The following is a 17,552-nucleotide window of genomic DNA, read 5'->3' as shown; positions in this document are numbered from 1 at the left end:
CACTGCAAGTGCGATCACAATAGCTGTGCCTCGGGCAGGCTCAGTGTGCGCGGGATCAGCGAGGCATCCCAGTGGGCAATGCCCCAATTGAGCACTTCCCGTGGCGTTGCGTAAGTCAGTTCGGTTCCAGGGTTCTGCCCCAGCGCCCGCAGCGCCCGCAGCAATAGCGGCGTTGCCTGATCCTCGGTCAATGGCGGCGAACGGTAGGACTTACCGAGTTTATTGCCATCTGGCTGAGTGATCAGCGGGATATGCAGATAACGTGGCTGCGGCAGGCCGAGCAATTCCTGCAGGTAGAGCTGGCGGGGGGTGGAATCCAGCAGGTCGGCACCGCGAACGATATCGGTGATGCCCTGCCAGGCATCGTCCAGGACCACAGCCAATTGATAGGCGTAGAGCCCGTCCCGGCGGCGAATCACAAAATCGCCAACTTCCCGGCCCAGGTGCTGGCGGTATCCGCCCTGCACCCGGTCGAGGAAATGGTATTCCAGTTCCGGTACGCGCACGCGGATGGCAGCATCATCGGTGCCATGGCCGGCATTGCGGCACAGCCCCGGATAAATCCCGTGATATGGCTCCAGCTGTTTGCGCGAGCAGGTGCAGGCGTAGGCCAGGCCGTGACTGAACAGGCGATTGAGCACCTCGGCGTAGGCATCGTGCCGCTCGCTTTGGCGCACCAGGTCGCCATCCCACTCGAAGCCATAGCTTTCCAGAGCCTTGAGAATGGCTGCCTGGGCGCCAGGTTCCTCGCGGGGCGGATCAAGGTCTTCCATGCGCATCAGCCAGCGTCCGCCGACCGAGCGTGCGTCGAGGTAGGAGGCCAGTGCGGCGACCAGCGAGCCGAAGTGCAGATGGCCGCTGGGCGTGGGGGCGAAGCGTCCGATGTAGGTGGGGGAGGTGGCGGTCATGAATGCAATGTCACTTGTTCCGGGCTTGCGCACCCCTCCTGTGGGAGCGGGCTTGCTCGCGAAGGCGGTGTGTCAGCTAACGCTAATGTTGAACCACATGGCCCCTTCGTCGGAACGCCGCCCGGAGCAAGTCCGCTCCCACAGGTTTGCCGCCGGGGCGAATATCAGAAACAAAAACGGAGCGTTCGCACGCTCCGTTCTTCATTCAAGTCGCAATTATTTGCCGACTTGCTTTTCCTTGATTTCCGCCAGGGTCTTGCAGTCGATGCACAGGTCAGCGGTAGGACGCGCTTCGAGGCGTTTGACGCCGATCTCGATGCCGCAGGATTCACACCAGCCGTATTCTTCGTCTTCGATCAACTGAAGTGTCTTGTCGATCTTCTTGATCAACTTGCGTTCACGATCGCGGGCACGCAGTTCGAGGGCGAATTCCTCTTCCTGGCTGGCACGGTCTGCCGGGTCAGGAAAGTTGGCCGCTTCGTCCTTCATGTGGTCCACGGTCTTGTCGACCCCTTCCATCAGCTCTTTTTTCCACTGATTCAGGACCTTGGTGAAGTGCTTGCGCATGGGCTCGCCCATGTACTCTTCGCCGGCTTTCTGAACATAGGGCTCGAAGCCGCTGATCGTCTGGTTTTGCTGCTTTGCTTGGGTGGACATGAAATAGACCGCCTCTACTCTTGTAATCCATCTGCGCAGGATTGCTCCATCACCGACACCTGCCGGCCCTGCGGCTGCAAGCGGGCGAACTTACCAGATCAACTCGGGCCGCGCTACTCCCGGATGTCGAGCTCACGGCGCATGATGCTTGCAAATGATGGCAAACCGTTGTCTGGCGGCTCTGGAGTCCTGCTCAATTATTGATTTTAGTCAAACCTTGCGCGCGCGCTTGAGTCGTTTGTGTTCGGGGTTACAAGGCCTCTGACCGCTTTAGGTTCTCGCTCGTTCCTGCGCTTGGGTAGAATCGGTTCTTTTTCCGTTGAAGGAAGGCCAATGGCTCAGCCCTACAGTGCCCGCAGTCGTGCAATCGAACCTTTCCATGTCATGGCGCTGTTGGCGCGGGCCAATGAATTGCAGGCCGCCGGGCACGATGTGATCCACCTGGAAATCGGCGAGCCGGACTTCACCACCGCCGAACCTATCATCCAGGCCGGCCAGGCTGCACTGACAGCGGGGAAGACCCGTTACACCGCCGCGCGCGGCATTCCGGAGCTGCGCGAGGCTATTTCGGGCTTTTATCAGCAGCGTTATGGTTTGAACATCGACCCTCGACGCATTCTCATCACGCCCGGCGGGTCCGGCGCGTTGCTGCTGGCCAGCGCTTTGCTGGTCGACCCCGGTAAACACTGGCTGCTGGCGGACCCGGGCTATCCGTGCAACCGGCATTTCCTGCGGTTGGTCGAGGGTGCGGCGCAATTGGTGCCGGTCGGTCCGGATGTGCGCTATCAATTGACGCCAGGCCTGATCGAGCGTCATTGGGATCACGACAGCGTCGGTGCATTGGTGGCGTCGCCAGCCAATCCGACCGGCACGATCCTGACTCGCGACGAGCTGGCGAAGCTGTCTGTCGCGATCAAGGAGCGCCACGGTCATCTGGTGGTCGACGAGATTTACCACGGCCTGACTTACGGCACTGATGCGGCCAGCGTGCTGGAAGTCGACGACAGTGCATTCGTCCTGAACAGTTTTTCGAAGTACTTCGGAATGACCGGGTGGCGGCTCGGATGGCTGGTGGCCCCTGACGCTGCCGTCGGTGAGCTGGAAAAACTCGCGCAGAATCTCTACATCAGTGCTCCAAGCATGGCGCAGTATGCGGCGCTGGCCTGTTTTGAGCCGGCAACCATCAGCATTCTCGAGGAGCGTCGCGCCGAATTTGGCCGGCGTCGGGATTACCTGCTGCCGGCCTTGCGTGAGTTGGGTTTCGGCATTGCCGTGGAGCCGGAAGGGGCTTTCTACTTGTATGCCGATATCAGCAAGTTCGGCGGCGATGCCTTCGCGTTCTGTAAGTATTTTCTTGAAACCGAACATGTGGCGTTCACTCCGGGGCTGGATTTCGGGCGATATCAGGCCGGACACCATGTGCGGTTCGCCTATACGCAAAACCTCGAGCGTTTGCAGGAGGCGGTGGAGCGCATTGCCCGCGGATTGCGGAGCTGGCAAGGCTGATGCGATTCCATCCTCCCCTCGAAGAAGGGCGCCTGATTCGACGTTACAAGCGGTTTCTCGCCGATATCGAAACCGTTGGCGGCGAGTTGCTGACGATTCACTGCCCGAACACCGGCTCGATGCTCAATTGCCAGGTCGAAGGCGGGCAAGTCTGGTTCAGTCGCTCCAACGACCCTAAACGCAAGTTGCCTGGCACCTGGGAGATCGGTGAAACCCCGCAAGGGCGGCTGTTTTGCGTGAACACCGCCCGGGCCAATGGATTGGTCGAAGAGGCGCTGCGAGCGGGCGTCATCACCGAACTTAACGGTTTTACCGGGCTCAAGCGCGAAGTGGCTTATGGCCAGGAAAACAGCCGCATCGATTTCCGCCTTGATTATCCCGATGGGCCGGCCTACGTCGAAGTCAAAAGCGTGACCCTGGGCTTTGACGGTACGGCGGTGGCGGCGTTTCCCGATGCGGTCACCCAGCGTGGCGCCAAGCATCTGCGGGAACTGGCCCACTTGGCCAGGGACGGTATTCGCGCGGTGCAGTTGTATTGTGTGTGCTTGACCGACATCGAGGCCGTGCGCCCGGCGCAGGAAATCGATGCGGTTTATGCACAGGCCTTGCGTGAGGCTATCGCCTGTGGGGTCGAGGTATTGGCTTACGGTGTGCGGTTGAGCCACGAAGGGATGTTGGTCGAACGGCGCCTGGATGTGTTGCCGGGTGTCTAAAGGCTGATCCAGATCCCTTGTTCATCCTCGCGGCAAGCCACGCTGCTCAAGGATTGCCCCGCGCAAGGGCCGGCGACGCATTCGCCGTCTTCGATCAGGAACAGTGCGCCATGGGTGGCGCACTGGATCAGGCTGTTACTGGGGTCGAGAAATTGGTCGGGATGCCACTCCAGGGCGACGCCCCGGTGCGGGCAGCGATTGATGTAGACATATACCTGGCCGCTGCGGCGCACCGCAAAAAGCTTTTGGCCATCAATGTCGAAACCGCGGCTGCTGTCATTGACCAGCTCGGCACCTTTGCAAAGCAACTTCATGTCTATCCTCGGTCCCGCCGCTCGTGACCGGATATGTCCAAGCTTGACGGTTAAATACTTTCAATTGGCCGTCTTGCCCGCCGGGGACAAGTGCCTGTCGTCGAGGATACTTGGCCTGATCATTCGATGCCCGGGAAACCTTCAAGGGAAGCTGTTTATGCGCCTGGCCAGCGTGTCAGCGTGATCGGCATGGAGCATCCCGCCAGTACTTTCCACAGGCAAAAAAAGACCCGGCAAGAGCCGGGTCAAATAACCGTGATTAGCCTGATGAGGAGATAATCTGAGAGTCCGAACCAAGGGCTTTTCAGAAGATCTGACCAGTCTCGCGACCAGTTGTGATAATCATAGCGATTCTCATTACCAAGTCAACCGCTGTTTTCCGGTTTCTTTGCGATATGTCGATTTTTCGCCTGCAGGCCCTGTATTCATTGGGTTACAGGTTGAAAAGCTTCAGCGTTATTTGTCGGATCAGTTTTTGTGGCGTGAAGAGATGGCTTCCAGTTGTTTGTTTAGCGCTTCCTTGCGCTCTGCGGGAATGTCATTCCAGTGAACATCCATCAGGGCACCTTCAATTGCGTACAACAACACCTTGGACGCCCGGAAACCGCGCGTGCGCACGGCCCGATAAGCATCCACCGCCCCGAGGCGACGCAAGTCCGAAGCGCTATGGATGCCCACGGCATGCAGCCATTGCGCTGACGTCTTGCCAAGATTCTTCAGGTGTTGCAGTTCATCATTCATCAAGCCTCCTTGCGATGGCCGAATGGAGAGCGTGGGCAATCTTCTGAGGAGTGTAGCCATCAGTAGGAAAAGCGTGTTTGTTTGCTCGATTACGACGCAAATGCTTCTAAGAAACGAGTATTGGCAGCGTGTGAAAAGTCTGCGAACGCGGGAGGAGGCGGGGAAGAGCAAGGAATTATGGGTGAACATCCCTGTAGTCCAGCGCAAGGGGCGCTGGACGTGTCAGTCATCGATGATGATCAGCGGGTGCGATAACGCAATCGCGTGCCGAAGTTCATCGACATCAGGATTTCGTCGGCACTGAGTTCCACCGGAAAGTACGTACCGGAGATTTGCGCGTGGGCCAGGCTCGCGCCTTCAAGGTTCGCCTTGCGAAAATCGATGCCGCGCAGGTCGGCGGAGCGGAAGTAGGCGTCGCTGAAATCCACACCGTCGGCATTCAGCTCGCGCAGGTCCAGCCCCCGGAAGTCTCCACCCACCATATCGATGGGGGCATCCTTGGGGCGTTCACTGTTGAAGCCTCTGATGTCGTCTTTGTGCAGCAGGGCATAAAGCGGAGTGTCGAGAAGTTTCGGCTGGCTCATGTCGCATCACCTGATGGTTTTATGACGCCAGTATAGTGCCACTATTTGACGGACGTGAAGCCAGTGCGGCTTCACGACTGAAATAGTTTTTTACAGGCCTGGCAGGCGCTGGCGAATTTGCTCCACAACTGTATCGAGCGTTCCGCTTTCATTGGTCTGGACGCGCTTGCTGCAGAGGATTTCCGTGGGTGTCAGCGCTTCGCGGCTGGCTTGTTGGGCTGCGATAACAGCCAGGGTGGCGTCGGATGGGTCCTTTTTGTCTGCCTGGCGCGTGGCCAGCCAGCTTTCGATGACGGCTTGTGGCGCATTGCAATCGAGGATCAGGAAGGGTGCACCTGTGGCCTCGGCCACCTTCGCGGCACTGTCACGCTGATCATGCTTGAGGTAAGTGGCGTCGACCACTACCGGAAAGCCCGCACGCAGGATGACGTCGGCGATTTCGTGCAGGCGGGCATAGGTCGCCGCGCTGGCGTCGGCACTATAGATTCCGGCCTTTACGTCATTTTCGACGGTTTGTTCGCCGAACAGACGCTTGCGCTCGACATCGGAGCGCAGGCGAATCGCTCCCAGGGCTTCGACCAGGCGCATGGCGACATGGCTCTTGCCGACGGCGGAAACACCGTGGGTAATGGCCATGAAGCGCGAAGGAATAGTGCTGTAGCTTTCCGCCAGGTTGGCGTAGTTGCGGTACTGACGCAGGGTCGTGGCGCGCTGCACTGCAGTGGCGTCGGCCGGCATGCTGAACAGGGCAACCTTGGCGCGAACCAGTGCGCGGTAGGCTTTATAGAAGTTCAGCAGTTCGAGGCCGCGATAGTCACCGGTCAGCTCCAGGTACTGGCTGATGAAACGACGGGCGAGGCACTTCAGGCCGCGATCTTCCAGGTCCATCGCCAGGAAGCCGGTGTCGGCATAAACGTCGGTGAAGCGAAACGGTTCATTGAATTCGATGCAGTCGAAGATCACGATCTTGCCGTCGATCACTGTGGCGTTACCCAGGTGGATGTCACCGTGGCATTCACGAGTGAAGCCTTCGGCCTTGCGCTGGGCGAGCAGCGGCTTGAGGCGTTCGAAACTGCTTTCGGCCCAGGCTTGCAGGGCGTCGAGTTGCAGCAGGTCGGCTTTGTCGCTGAGGAACGGACGGATCTGTTCGAAGTTCTGCCGCACCGGTGCCATGACGCTGTCCGGTGTGCCGGCTTCGTGCCCGGCCGGCACTTTCGGTGCGCTGAGGTGGAAGCGGGCGATTTGCTCGGCCATCTCGTCGATGTGTGCGGTGGTCAGTTCGCCATTGGCTTGAAGGGTGCTGAGCAGACCGGTTTGCGGGAACTGGCGCATCTTCAGTACGTATTCGATGGCGGGGCCTTCGCCGCCCAGTTGCGGAGCCTCGGCGCTGCCGGTGACGGGCAGTACTTCGATGTACAAGTCGTCGGTCAGGCGCTGGTTCAGGCGCAGCTCTTCAGCGCAAAAGTGTTCGCGCGCCTCAAGGCTGGTGAAGTCGAGAAAACCGAAATTGACCGGCTTCTTCACTTTATAGGCATAGGGGCCGGTGAGCAGTACCCAGGAAATATGGGTCTCGATGACCTGGAATCCCTCTACAGGATGCGGGTAGAGGGCAGGGTTTTGCAGGGCAGCGATCAGGGACTGGCTCACAGGCGATCCTTCAGAGTCTGGGAAATTCAAGGCCGTCATTATGGCCGCAAGTCCGCTCGACGCAAACCTCGGAGCGCTCCTGTTGAGTATGAATAAAGTGCGTATAATCCGCCGCCATGACTCGTACCCGAACTCCCCGTACCCCAAAAAAACCACCCTCCAGAGGCCTGCGCCCTTGGTTGGGCTGGGCCATTAAACTCAGTCTGGTCGGCCTGGTAGTGCTGGCCGGATTCGCCGTTTACCTTGATGCGATCGTCCAGGAGAAGTTTTCCGGCAAGCGCTGGACCATTCCGGCCAAGGTTTACGCGCGCCCGCTCGAACTGTTCGTCGGACAAAAGCTGAGCAGGGACGATTTCCTGACCGAGCTCGATGCCCTGGGCTATCGCCGTGAAAGCGTGGCCAATGGTCCGGGTGCGGCGTCGGTCAACGGCAATACCGTTGATCTGAATACCCGTGGCTTCCAGTTCTATGAAGGCATGGAGCAAGCGCAACCGGTGCGGGTGCGTTTCTCTGGCGATTACGTGGCCGAGTTGGCGGGGGCAAAAGGTTCGAAACTTTCGGTAGTGCGCCTGGAGCCGTTGCTGATCGGCGGCCTGTACCCGAAAAACCTCGAAGACCGGATCCTGATCAAGATCGATCAGGTGCCGCCGTACTTGCTGGAAACGCTGGTGGCTGTCGAGGACCGCGATTTTTATCATCACTTTGGTGTTTCGCCGAAGTCGATCGCCCGTGCAATCTGGGTCAACGGTTCGTCCGGCCGCATGCGTCAGGGCGGCAGTACCCTGACTCAGCAGTTGGTCAAGAACTTCTACCTGACCAACGAGCGCAGCCTGAGCCGCAAACTCACCGAAGCGATGATGGCGCTGTTGCTTGAGCTGCATTACGACAAGCGTGAAATCCTCGAGGCTTACCTCAACGAAGTGTTTATCGGGCAGGACGGTCAACGCGCGGTGCACGGTTTCGGCCTCGCCAGCCAGTTCTTCTTCAGCCAGCCGCTGGCCGAGCTCAAGCTGCACCAGGTCGCACTGCTGGTGGGAATGGTCAAGGGGCCTTCCTCCTATAACCCGCGTCGTTATCCGGAGCGTGCCCTCGAGCGGCGCAACCTGGTGCTCGATGTCCTGCAAGAGCAGGGCGTCGCAACTGCCGAGCAGGTTGAAGCCGCGAAGAAAATGCCACTGGGTGTGACCAAGCGCGGCAGTCTGGCGGACAGCTCGTTCCCCGGCTTCCTCGATCTGGTCAAGCGTCAGTTGCGCGAAGACTATCGCGACGAAGACTTGACCGAAGAAGGTCTGCGTATCTTCACCAGTTTCGACCCGATCCTGCAGATGAAGGCTGAGGCCTCGGTCAACGACACCTTCAAGCGTCTGGCGGGGCGCAAGGGTTCCGATGACGTCGAAGCGGCCATGGTCGTGACCAACCCGGAAACCGGTGAAGTGCAGGCCATGATCGGCAGTCGCCAGGCCAGTTTTGCCGGGTTCAACCGGGCGCTGGACGCTGTGCGACCGATCGGCTCGCTGATCAAGCCGGCGGTTTACTTGACCGCGTTGGAGAAACCAAGCCAGTACACATTGACCAGTTGGCTGTCGGACGAGTCCTTCTCGGTCAAGGGCGCCGACGGCCAAGTCTGGAAACCGCAGAACTATGATCGCCGTTCTCACGGGACCGTCTTCCTCTATCAAGGCCTGGCGCACTCCTACAACCTGTCGACCGCACGGCTCGGGTTGGCGGTCGGTGTGCCGAACGTCCTGAAGACGGTGGAGCGCCTGGGTGTTTCTCGTGAATTCCCGGCCTTCCCGTCGATGTTGCTCGGCGCTGGCGGCATGACGCCCATCGAAGTGGCGACCATGTACCAGACCCTCGCCAACGGCGGCTTCAATACGCCGATGCGCGGGATTCGCAGCGTGCTGACTGCTGAAGGCGAACCGCTCAAGCGTTATCCGTTCCAGATTCAGCAGCGTTTCGATCCGGCCTCCATTTACCTGATCCAGAGCGCCATGCAGCGGGTGATGCGCGAAGGTACCGGCAGCTCGGTTTATAACGTGTTGCCAAGAACCCTGACCCTGGCGGGTAAAACCGGTACCAGTAACGATTCGCGGGACAGTTGGTTTGCCGGTTTCAGCCAGGACTTGCTGGCGGTGGTCTGGCTGGGGCGCGATGACAACGGCAAGACCCCATTCACTGGTGCCACCGGGGCCCTGCAGGTCTGGACCAGCTTCATGCGCAAGGCCGACCCGTTGCCGCTGGACATGCCGCAGCCGGATAATATCGTTCAGGCCTGGGTGGATTCGCGTACCGGGCAAGGTTCTGACGCCGGTTGCCCGGGTGCCGTGCAGATGCCGTATATTCGCGGCAGCGAACCGCCTCCCGGCGCTGCTTGCGGTGGCGAAAGCCCTGCCGAGTCGGTGATGGATTGGGTCAAGGGCTGGATGAATTAAGCAAAGAGGGTTTCAAGTGAACAAGTGGCTGATTCCAGCGATTACCGCCGTGGCTTTGCTCAGCGGTTGCTCCACCGTACAACGTGGCTCGATTCCGGTCGTGGATTCCGGCACCGCCGTGTCCAACAGTGAACGTATCTCGGCCAATGGCGGCTTCCGCCAGACGACCGTCAAGCGCCCTGCGCAAGGTCAGTCGCAGACCCAGGCGATTCCGCAAGGTGACAGCGGCGTCGTGGTGATGGTGCCAGGCGCTGCAACGACTTCAACGCCGATCAGCACCACACCCATTACTCCGGGGCCGATCACGCCGGGGCCGATTGACACGTCGCCGATCCAGTCGGCGCCGATCAATCAGGGCAACTACAGCATGCCGTCGTCGCCAAGCGGGATTCCGTCGGCCAGTTCGGGCGGACTGTCTGCCGACGAGCAACTGGACGGCCCGGTACTGGCTTTGCTGACCACTGCTCAGCAGCAACAGGCGAGCGGTGATCTCAATGGTGCCTCCTCCAGCCTCGAACGCGCCCAGCGCGTTGCCCCGCGTGAACCGCAGGTGCTTTACCGCCTGGCACAGGTGCGGATGGCTCAAGGCGATGCGGCCCAGGCCGAGCAGTTCGCTCGCCGTGGCCTGACCTTGGCCAATGGCCGTCCGGCCCTGCAGGCCAATTTGTGGGAACTGATTGCCCAGGCGCGCGAAAAGCAGGGTGACTCCCAGGGCGCGTCGCTGGCGCGCCAGAAGGCCAAGGTAACGCTGTGATGGATGCGCGCTTTCTGAAAATCGCCGATCAACTGCTGTTGATCGAGCGCGAGTTGCGGGTGCAAGGATGGTGGGATGAAGTCTCGCCATCCGCTGAAGCGCTTTCCAGTGTCGAGCCGTTTTCGGTCGATACCCTGGATTTCGAGCAATGGCTGCAGTGGATCTTCCTGCCACGCATGAAGATGATCCTCGAGCAGGATTTGCCGCTACCCAATGCGTCGGGCATTCAGGAAATGGCTGAAATGGTCTTTGCCGGACGCAATGTCCAGGGCAAGGATCGGCAGTTGCAGGTATTGCTCAAACAGTTTGATCAGTTGATCACGGCGTCTCGCTGAGCCAGAAGCTGCCAGCGTCCGCTGGCAGTTGTTCACAATCTCTCTCTATTTTGTCGGCCATTGCAGGGTAAGCGCATGCGCGTGCCAATTTTTTGCCAAAACTTGCGCAATCGAAGCTAACACACGGCGGATTTACAGGTTTTTTCTTGCGTTCTCATGTGCTTACTAGAATAAAGCTCATAGACGACTTGACTTGCGAGGGGCGAAACAGAAGAATCCAAAGTCCGCTGTACAGGGACTGCCAGAAGCAGACCCTCTCAGCAGATCATGAGGCGCATATCCGCGTCGACCTGTTACACCCGCAACGCGTTACCTCGCGCTGGGTGGGAAAGGCCCGCAACACTTGGGACGATCCCAATACTTGCTCAGTCAGTGCTGACGTAGTCGGCGACCACCGTCGCTCATGCTCTGCTGAGAAGTAAACCTATTAAGACCCGTCCCATTTTTCGTGGGCGGTATTCTGGCGTTTTAGAGGTGAGCAACGTGGAGCTTTTATCTGGCGGTGAGATGCTCGTCCGCTTTTTGCGCGACGAAGGCGTCAAATATATCTACGGGTACCCGGGTGGTGCTCTTCTTCATGTATACGATGCCCTGTTCAAAGAACCGGAAGTGACCCACATCCTGGTTCGTCACGAGCAAGCGGCTACCCATATGGCTGACGGCTACGCCCGTGCCACCGGTAAAGCCGGCGTGGTACTGGTGACGTCCGGTCCTGGCGCAACCAACGCCATCACCGGTATCGCCACGGCGTACATGGACTCCATTCCAATGGTGGTCATTTCCGGCCAGGTGCCGAGCACCATGGTTGGCACCGACGCATTCCAGGAAACCGACATGATCGGTATCTCCCGGCCGATCGTGAAGCACAGCTTCATGATCAAGCACGCGTCGGAAATCCCGGAAGTCATGAAGAAAGCCTTCTACCTGGCGCAATCCGGTCGTCCTGGCCCGGTCGTTGTCGATATCCCGAAAGACATGACCAACCCGGCCGAGAAGTTCGAATACGTCTTCCCGAAAAAAGCCAAGCTGCGTTCCTACAGCCCGGCTGTTCGTGGTCACTCCGGTCAAATCCGCAAGGCAGCAGAAATGCTCCTGGCGGCCAAGCGTCCAGTGTTGTATTCGGGCGGCGGCGTGATCCTCGGCGGTGGTTCCGCACCACTGACCGAACTGGCGAAAATGCTCAACCTGCCAGTGACCAATACCCTGATGGGCCTCGGCGGTTTCCCTGGCACCGATCGTCAGTTCATCGGCATGCTCGGCATGCACGGCAGCTACACCGCCAACCTGGCGATGCACCATGCTGACGTGATCCTCGCCGTCGGTGCGCGTTTCGACGACCGTGTCATCAACGGTGCCTCGAAGTTCTGCCCGAACGCCAAGATCATTCACATCGACATCGACCCGGCTTCGATCTCCAAGACCATCAAGGCCGACGTGCCTATCGTTGGTCCGGTCGAGAGTGTCCTGACCGAAATGGTCGCGATCCTCAAGGAAATCGGCGAGACCCCGAACAAGGAGTCCGTTGCCAGTTGGTGGAAGCAGGTTGATGAGTGGCGTGGTGATCGCGGCCTGTTCCCTTATGACAAGGGCGACGGCAGCGTTATCAAGCCGCAGGCCGTGATCGAAACCCTGTGCGAAGTGACCAAGGGCGATGCCTTTGTAGCTTCCGATGTGGGTCAGCATCAGATGTTCGCGGCGCAGTACTACACGTTCAACAAGCCGAACCGCTGGATCAACTCCGGTGGCCTGGGCACCATGGGCTTCGGTTTCCCGGCGGCCATGGGCATCAAGTTGAGCTTCCCGGATGACGACGTCGTTTGTGTCACCGGCGAGGGCAGTATCCAGATGAACATTCAGGAACTGTCGACCTGCCTGCAATACGGTTTGCCGGTAAAAATCGTCATCCTGAACAACGGTGTGTTGGGCATGGTTCGCCAGTGGCAGGACATGAGCTACGGCAGCCGTCACTCTCATTCCTACATGGAATCGCTGCCTGATTTCGTCAAGCTGGCGGAGGCTTATGGTCACGTTGGTGTGCGCATCACCGATTCGAAAGATTTGAAGTCGAAGATGGAAGAGGCGTTCGCCATGAAGGATCGTTTGGTGATCATCGATGTTTCGGTCGACACCAGCGAGCACGTCTACCCGATGCAGATCAAAGACGGCTCCATGCGCGATATGTGGCTGAGCAAGACGGAGCGTACTTAATCATGCGGCACATTATTTCCTTGCTTCTGGAAAACGAACCCGGCGCTCTGTCTCGTGTGGTTGGCCTGTTCTCGCAGCGCAACTACAACATCGAAAGCCTGACCGTGGCCCCGACCGAAGACCCGACCCTGTCGCGTCTGACGCTGACCACCGTTGGTCACGATGAAGTCATCGAGCAGATCACCAAGAACCTGAACAAGCTGATCGAAGTGGTAAAACTGGTCGACCTGTCGGAGAGTGCTCACATCGAGCGCGAACTGATGCTGGTCAAGGTCAAGGCCACCGGCGCCCAGCGCGCCGAGATCAAGCGTACTACCGATATTTACCGTGGACAGATCGTCGATGTCAGCGCCAGCGTGTATACCGTTCAACTGACCGGTACCAGCGACAAGCTCGACAGCTTCATTCAGTCCATTGGCACCGCATCGATTCTGGAAACCGTCCGTAGTGGCGTGACCGGTATTGCCCGCGGCGACAAAGTACTCAGCATCTAAACCAAATTAGCGAACGGCCTGAACGGCCTGATATAGGGGAAATTCATGAAAGTTTTCTACGATAAAGACTGCGACCTGTCGATCATCCAGGGCAAGAAAGTTGCCATCATCGGTTACGGTTCCCAGGGCCACGCTCAAGCGTGCAACCTGAAAGACTCCGGCGTTGACGTTACCGTTGGCCTGCGTAAAGGTTCGGCTACCGTTGCCAAGGCTGAAGCCCACGGCCTGAAAGTGACCGACGTTGCTTCTGCCGTTGCAGCTGCCGACCTGGTCATGATCCTGACCCCGGACGAGTTCCAGTCCTCCCTGTACAAGAACGAAATCGAGCCGAACATCAAGAAAGGCGCCACCCTGGCCTTCTCCCACGGCTTCGCGATCCACTACAACCAGGTAGTGCCGCGCGCTGACCTCGACGTGATCATGATCGCGCCGAAGGCTCCGGGCCACACCGTGCGTTCCGAGTTCGTGAAGGGCGGCGGTATCCCTGACCTGATCGCTATCTACCAGGACGCCTCGGGCAACGCCAAGAACGTCGCTCTGTCCTACGCTGCTGGCGTTGGCGGTGGTCGTACCGGCATCATCGAAACCACTTTCAAGGACGAGACCGAAACCGACCTGTTCGGCGAACAAGCCGTTCTGTGCGGCGGTACCGTTGAACTGGTCAAAGCCGGTTTCGAAACCCTGGTTGAAGCTGGCTACGCGCCGGAAATGGCCTACTTCGAGTGCCTGCACGAACTGAAGCTGATCGTTGACCTCATGTACGAAGGCGGTATCGCCAACATGAACTACTCGATCTCCAACAACGCCGAATACGGCGAGTACGTGACTGGCCCTGAGGTCATCAACGCCGAATCCCGTCAGGCCATGCGCAACGCCCTGAAACGTATTCAGGACGGCGAATACGCCAAGATGTTCATCAGCGAAGGCGCTACCGGCTATCCTTCGATGACCGCCAAGCGTCGTAACAACGCCGCTCACGGTATCGAAATCATCGGCGAGCAACTGCGCTCCATGATGCCGTGGATCGGTGCCAACAAGATCGTCGACAAAGCTAAAAACTAAGTCACGCGCTTGTACGAAAAACGCGGCTTAGGCCGCGTTTTTTCGTTTGGGAGGCCGGTTCTGGTATAAAGCTGCATCGTTTGTGGCCGAACCGTCGTCCCAGACACCTGTCCAAACTTTCCACCCCCGTTGCAAGGTAATGTCCATGAGCGAACGCCCCGAAGAGCCAAACCAGGCTTCTGACGCCGAAAGCCTGCTGCCCATCGATGAACATGTCGAGGAGGGCCATGACGCTGAAGGTCGTAAAGTCCGGCATCGTGGTATCTATCTTCTGCCGAATCTGTTCACCACTGCGAACCTGTTCGCAGGGTTCTATTCCATCATCAACTCGATGAGCGCCCAGGCGGCCTTGAGTGCTGGTGATTCGGCCAATGCGAGCAAGTATTTCGCCTTCGCGGCCATCGCGATCTTCGTCGCCATGGTGCTCGATGGCCTCGATGGTCGCGTGGCCCGCATGACCAATACCCAGAGCGCCTTTGGTGCCGAGTACGACTCGCTGTCCGACATGGTTGCCTTTGGTGTCGCGCCGGCATTGCTCGCATTTGGCTGGGCCTTGGGTGACATGGGCAAGGTTGGCTGGATGGTCGCCTTCATTTATGTCGCGGGTGCGGCATTGCGTCTTGCACGCTTCAACACGCAGGTCGGCACCGCGGACAAACGCTACTTCATCGGCCTGGCCAGTCCTGCCGCAGCGGGTGTGGTTGCAGGTATCGTCTGGGCATTCAGCGACTATGGCATTCAGGGTTCCAAGATGTCCTTCCTGGTTGCGCTGATGGTTGCTGCGGCCGGCATGCTGATGGTCAGCAACATCAAGTACAACAGCTTCAAAGAGCTGGACCTGAAGGGGCGGGTGCCTTTCGTGGCGATTCTCGCTGTGGTGCTGGTGTTCGCAGTAGTGTTCAGTGACCCTCCGCGCATCCTGCTGCTGGTGTTTCTCGCCTATGCAGCCTCCGGCCCTGTTCAATACCTGTTACGTCTTCGTCGTAACAAGAGCGCGTAATTTCCCTCATACTCCGCAGTCTATGGGTGCATCTGTCCTCCAAAGCTGCGGAGTAACCATGCTGATCAAAGTCTCCAGAGCGTCCGACTGCCACGAGTCGGACGTCACGCCTGAATCCCTCTATCTTTCTCGACGCAAAGTGCTTGGCGCCACGGTTGCCGGCTTTGCTCTGAGCGGCCTGCCGCAATGGGCTAGTGCTGGCGATGCTGCGCGTTACCCGGATGTCGAGCCTGGCAAGGCGCCTGCCTGGTTCAGCGAAAAACTCCCGGCTACCCAGTGGGGTGTGGTCAGCGTCAAGGATGAGGCGATCACGCCGTTCAAGGATGCGACCCACTACAACAACTTCTATGAGTTCGGCACCGACAAGGGGGATCCAGCTGCCAATGCCGGTGCGCTGAAGACCGAGCCATGGAGCGTAGTCGTGGATGGAGAAGTGGGTAAACCAGGGCGATATGCGCTGGAAGACTTCATGAAGCCTTACCAGCTGGAGGAGCGCATCTACCGACTTCGTTGTGTGGAGGCGTGGTCGATGGTCATTCCCTGGATAGGTTTTCCTCTCTCGGCGTTGCTCAAGGAAGTCGAGCCGACCTCGAAAGCCAGATTCATCCGCTTCGAAACCCTGCAGGATCCCAAAAGCATGCCGGGGCAGCGCTCCGGTTTTGCCTTGATCGACTGGCCTTATATAGAAGGGCTGCGTCTGGACGAGGCGATGAACCCGTTGGCGATTCTTGCGGTGGGTATGTATGGGCGCGAGTTGCCGAATCAGAACGGTGCACCACTGCGTCTGGTGGTGCCCTGGAAGTATGGCTTTAAAAGCATCAAGTCGATCGTGCGGATCAGTTTGGTGAGTGAGCAGCCAAAAACCACTTGGCAGAGTATTGCTTCGGACGAGTACGGCTTCTACGCCAATGTGAATCCGACTGTCGACCATCCGCGCTGGACTCAGGCCCGGGAACGGCGCCTGCCGAGCGGCCTGTTCAAGCCGAATGTGCGTGACACGCAAATGTTCAATGGCTATGCGGATGAAGTCGCTTCTCTATATACAGGGCTCGATCTGCGGAAGAACTACTGATGCGATATCCGCTTTGGCGTGCGGCCGTTTTTGTTGCAACGATGGTGTGGCCGCTGTTGTGGTTGTATCAGGCCTGGGCGGATGTGCTCGGGCCGGACCCCGGCAAGGTGCTGGTTGATCGGTTGGGATTGGGCACACTTGTTCTGTTGCTTATTACATTGAGCATGACGCCGCTGCAGAGGCTTACTGGTTGGGCGGGGTGGATTGTGGTCCGGCGGCAACTGGGGTTGTGGTGCTTCACTTATGTAGTGCTGCACTTGAGCGCCTATCTGGCCTTTATCCTTGGTTTCGATTGGTCGCAGCTTGGGGTGGAGCTGCGCAAGCGTCCGTACATCATTGTCGGGGCGTTGGGATTTTTGTGTTTGCTGGTATTGGCGTGCACTTCCAATCGATACAGTCAGCGACGTTTGGGGGCCCTCTGGAAGAAGCTGCATCGTCTGGCTTATCTGGTTCTCGTGCTTGGGTTGCTGCATATGCTGTGGATTGTGCGCGCCGACCTGAAGGAGTGGGCGATCTATGCAACTATAGGTGCGCTGCTTTTAGTGCTGCGGCTACCGTCGTTAGCCCATCGAATCCCGCGTTTGATGGCTAAAAAGGCCTCTTCTGCCAAAAAGGCGTAATTAGTGGTTGACGGCAGATTCTGGAGGCCTATAATTCGCCCCACTTCCGGCGCAGTCGAAACGGAAAACTCCTTGGTAAACAACGAGTTACGTAGTTTTCGGCAGCAGATTGCTTCAGTTCATCGAAGCCAAAAGGAAGTTGAAAAAGAGGTGTTGACAGCAGCGTGTAACGCTGTAGAATTCGCCTCCCGCCGATGAGAGATCTGAAGCGCAAGTGGTTGAAGTTGTTAAGGAAATCCTTGAAAGCTTCTGAAAAATACCACTTGACAGCAAATGAGGCTGCTGTAGAATGCGCGCCTCGGTTGAGATGAAAGATCTTAACCAACCGCTCTTTAACAACTGAATCAAGCAATTCGTGTGGGTGCTTGTGGAGTAAGACTGCTAGTCAACAGATTATCAGCATCACAAGTTACTCCGCGAGAAATCAAAGATGTAACCAACGATTGCTGAGCCAAGTTTAGGGTTTTCTCAAAACCCAAAGATGTTTGAACTGAAGAGTTTG

The 17,552-nt window shown here is 58.3% G+C and carries 17 protein-coding genes; 11 read left to right on the top strand and 6 right to left on the bottom strand.

Going from position 1 to position 17,552, the window contains the following annotated elements:
- Nucleotides 1-14: 14 nt before the first annotated feature.
- Together gluQRS and dksA are read right to left on the bottom strand one after the other, a co-directional pair.
- Nucleotides 15-908: a tRNA glutamyl-Q(34) synthetase GluQRS gene (gene gluQRS, locus KGA88_RS23240; protein WP_223594556.1), complete on the bottom strand. Its 894-nt coding sequence runs from the start codon at nucleotides 906-908 to the stop codon at nucleotides 15-17.
- 216 nt (nucleotides 909-1,124) lie between these two features.
- Nucleotides 1,125-1,565 carry an RNA polymerase-binding protein DksA gene (gene dksA / locus KGA88_RS23235; protein ID WP_007995322.1) on the bottom strand — a complete coding sequence of 147 codons (441 nt, stop codon included), beginning with the start codon at nucleotides 1,563-1,565 and terminating at the stop codon, nucleotides 1,125-1,127.
- 333 nt (nucleotides 1,566-1,898) lie between these two features.
- On the opposite strand from dksA, the gene KGA88_RS23230 reads away from it, so the two are divergent.
- Nucleotides 1,899-3,071: a pyridoxal phosphate-dependent aminotransferase gene (locus tag KGA88_RS23230; RefSeq protein WP_223594555.1), complete on the top strand. Its 1,173-nt coding sequence runs from the start codon at nucleotides 1,899-1,901 to the stop codon at nucleotides 3,069-3,071.
- A complete protein-coding gene (gene sfsA, locus KGA88_RS23225) occupies nucleotides 3,071-3,784 on the top strand; it encodes a DNA/RNA nuclease SfsA (protein WP_223594554.1) in 714 nt (237 codons plus the stop codon). Before KGA88_RS23230 ends, sfsA begins: the two co-directional genes overlap by 1 nt.
- Here the strand turns inward: sfsA and KGA88_RS23220 are convergent.
- The 4 genes from KGA88_RS23220 to KGA88_RS23205 all read right to left on the bottom strand — a co-directional run bounded on the left by KGA88_RS23220 (nucleotide 3,781) and on the right by KGA88_RS23205 (nucleotide 7,070).
- Nucleotides 3,781-4,098: a Rieske (2Fe-2S) protein gene (locus KGA88_RS23220; protein ID WP_223594553.1), complete on the bottom strand. Its 318-nt coding sequence runs from the start codon at nucleotides 4,096-4,098 to the stop codon at nucleotides 3,781-3,783. The two genes, sfsA and KGA88_RS23220, sit on opposite strands and share 4 nt — an antisense overlap.
- Nucleotides 4,099-4,566: 468 nt before the next feature.
- Nucleotides 4,567-4,839 (bottom strand): TfoX/Sxy family protein, encoded by a 273-nt coding sequence (locus KGA88_RS23215; RefSeq protein ID WP_007971093.1) that lies wholly within the window; start codon nucleotides 4,837-4,839, stop codon nucleotides 4,567-4,569.
- 239 nt (nucleotides 4,840-5,078) lie between these two features.
- Nucleotides 5,079-5,423 carry a pentapeptide repeat-containing protein gene (locus KGA88_RS23210; protein WP_110658670.1) on the bottom strand — a complete coding sequence of 115 codons (345 nt, stop codon included), beginning with the start codon at nucleotides 5,421-5,423 and terminating at the stop codon, nucleotides 5,079-5,081.
- Between the two features lie 90 nt (nucleotides 5,424-5,513).
- Entirely contained in the window at nucleotides 5,514-7,070 is a 1,557-nt protein-coding gene (locus KGA88_RS23205) for an AAA family ATPase (RefSeq protein WP_223594552.1), read from the bottom strand.
- 116 nt (nucleotides 7,071-7,186) lie between these two features.
- Between KGA88_RS23205 and mrcB the strand changes: the two genes are divergently transcribed.
- From mrcB to msrQ, 9 genes are all read left to right on the top strand, one after another.
- On the top strand, nucleotides 7,187-9,505 hold the full coding sequence (mrcB, locus tag KGA88_RS23200; RefSeq protein WP_110658666.1) for a penicillin-binding protein 1B: 2,319 nt from the start codon (nucleotides 7,187-7,189) through the stop codon (nucleotides 9,503-9,505).
- A 16-nt stretch (nucleotides 9,506-9,521) separates the two neighbouring features.
- A complete protein-coding gene (locus tag KGA88_RS23195; protein WP_110658664.1) occupies nucleotides 9,522-10,259 on the top strand; it encodes a tetratricopeptide repeat protein in 738 nt (245 codons plus the stop codon).
- Nucleotides 10,259-10,594: a YqcC family protein gene (locus KGA88_RS23190; protein ID WP_104451440.1), complete on the top strand. Its 336-nt coding sequence runs from the start codon at nucleotides 10,259-10,261 to the stop codon at nucleotides 10,592-10,594. The genes KGA88_RS23195 and KGA88_RS23190 overlap by 1 nt, the downstream gene beginning before the upstream one ends.
- A gap of 483 nt (nucleotides 10,595-11,077) precedes the next feature.
- On the top strand, nucleotides 11,078-12,802 hold the full coding sequence (locus tag KGA88_RS23185; RefSeq protein WP_110658681.1) for an acetolactate synthase 3 large subunit: 1,725 nt from the start codon (nucleotides 11,078-11,080) through the stop codon (nucleotides 12,800-12,802).
- A gap of 2 nt (nucleotides 12,803-12,804) precedes the next feature.
- Nucleotides 12,805-13,296, top strand: a complete 492-nt coding sequence (gene ilvN, locus KGA88_RS23180; protein ID WP_003176102.1) for an acetolactate synthase small subunit — start codon at nucleotides 12,805-12,807, stop codon at nucleotides 13,294-13,296.
- A 45-nt stretch (nucleotides 13,297-13,341) separates the two neighbouring features.
- A complete protein-coding gene (gene ilvC / locus KGA88_RS23175) occupies nucleotides 13,342-14,358 on the top strand; it encodes a ketol-acid reductoisomerase (RefSeq protein WP_003228216.1) in 1,017 nt (338 codons plus the stop codon).
- 145 nt (nucleotides 14,359-14,503) lie between these two features.
- Nucleotides 14,504-15,358 (top strand): CDP-diacylglycerol--serine O-phosphatidyltransferase, encoded by an 855-nt coding sequence (gene pssA, locus KGA88_RS23170; RefSeq protein ID WP_007971084.1) that lies wholly within the window; start codon nucleotides 14,504-14,506, stop codon nucleotides 15,356-15,358.
- Nucleotides 15,359-15,416: 58 nt separating this feature from the next.
- Nucleotides 15,417-16,430 (top strand): protein-methionine-sulfoxide reductase catalytic subunit MsrP, encoded by a 1,014-nt coding sequence (gene msrP, locus KGA88_RS23165; protein WP_223594550.1) that lies wholly within the window; start codon nucleotides 15,417-15,419, stop codon nucleotides 16,428-16,430.
- Entirely contained in the window at nucleotides 16,430-17,050 is a 621-nt protein-coding gene (gene msrQ / locus KGA88_RS23160; RefSeq protein ID WP_223594542.1) for a protein-methionine-sulfoxide reductase heme-binding subunit MsrQ, read from the top strand. The genes msrP and msrQ overlap by 1 nt, the downstream gene beginning before the upstream one ends.
- The last annotated feature ends 502 nt before the right edge of the window (nucleotides 17,051-17,552 follow it).

Source organism: Pseudomonas sp. A-R-19, assembly GCF_019956575.1.
In the GTDB taxonomy this organism is placed as follows: domain Bacteria; phylum Pseudomonadota; class Gammaproteobacteria; order Pseudomonadales; family Pseudomonadaceae; genus Aquipseudomonas.
The sequence above is the reverse complement of the archived record's forward strand: the minus strand, read 5'-3'. Positions and strand labels throughout refer to the sequence as shown.